2 protein-coding genes are annotated in these 1184 nt (G+C 46.6%); both read left to right on the forward strand.

The genetic code is table 11. The features are described 5' to 3' along the window. Positions 1 to 45 precede the first annotated feature (45 nt). A complete protein-coding gene (locus DWY55_RS21760; protein ID WP_005829611.1) occupies positions 46 to 426 on the forward strand; it encodes a transposase in 381 nt (126 codons plus the stop codon). A 35-nt stretch (positions 427 to 461) separates the two neighbouring features. Next, on the forward strand, positions 462 to 1184 hold a 723-nt coding region (locus DWY55_RS21765; protein WP_243633691.1), incomplete at its 3' end, for an IS3 family transposase.

The raw sequence follows: 1184 nt of genomic DNA on the forward strand, positions 1-1184 counted from the left end.
TGATATAGGTAGACACATTTACAAACTAATAAATGTGTTACTATTATGACTTCAAAACGAAAGCTTTATCGTGAAGATGAAAAACTGTTTTTTCTTCACTCTTACTACCAATCAGGTATGAGTAAGCATGCCTTTTGCCGGGCACATGGCATTTGTTGCCCTGCCTTGCTAAATAGTTGGATTAAAAAGTATTCAAATTTAGCAGAAGAGCTATCTTTGCCTTCTGAACAAGAATCACCAGATATGTCCAATCGCAGCAAGGAAGCCTACAAAGATGAAAATGCCCAATTAAAAAAGCGCATTAAAGAGCTGGAGAAAGCCCTGTCTTTCTCCAAGCTGGAAACAGAAGCCCGTGAATTGATGATTACGCGTGCTGAAGAACTCTTCAACATCCCTATCAGAAAAAAATCTGGGGCCAAATCGTAACGGAACTGGTCAGTCAGCGCAACCTGAAAGTTGCGTTGGCCTGCCGTCTGTTTGGCCATTGTCGTCAAGCCTACTACCAGTCAAAGGCTGACATTGAGAGTCAGATACATAGGGAACGTCTCATGCTGGATGCTGTCCGTGATATCCGTATCGAAGATCCGGGTATAGGCTGTTACAAACTGTGGATTATGCTCACCGTGCTTTTTGGAGCCGGGTTCATGCCTGGGCGGGACAGCTTTTATGCATTGCTCCGGCAACACCGCTTGATGCTTCCTGCCCGCAAGACCCGGCATACGACGAACTCCAACCATCGCTACCACAAGTGGAAGAACCTAATCAAAGGACTGACCTTGACTTCAGCCAACCAGTTGTGGGTCAGCGACATTACTTATATACCACTTGCCAATGGTGAAGTCTGTTATCTGCATCTGATTACGGATGCCTACTCCCATAAGATAGTGGGATGGGTGCTTGCCGACACCTTACGGGTATCGGCAACCATCAATGCATTGCAACAGGCTATAGAGCAGGCTGTTGAAATGACAGGAGATGAAAATCTTACGGGCCTGATACATCACTCGGACCGTGGCGTACAATACTGTTGCGACCCATACGTGGCACTTCTTCAGAAACATGGCATTGCCATCAGTATGACGGAAGACTACAAACCCACCGACAATGCCGTTGCGGAACGTATCAACGGGATTATTAAGGCGGAAAGCAGCCATCCTCGAGGCCGGTTCAACGACATCGGGCAT

The organism is Bacteroides sp. AF25-38AC, assembly GCF_003602995.1.
GTDB lineage: Bacteria > Bacteroidota > Bacteroidia > Bacteroidales > Bacteroidaceae > Bacteroides > Bacteroides uniformis.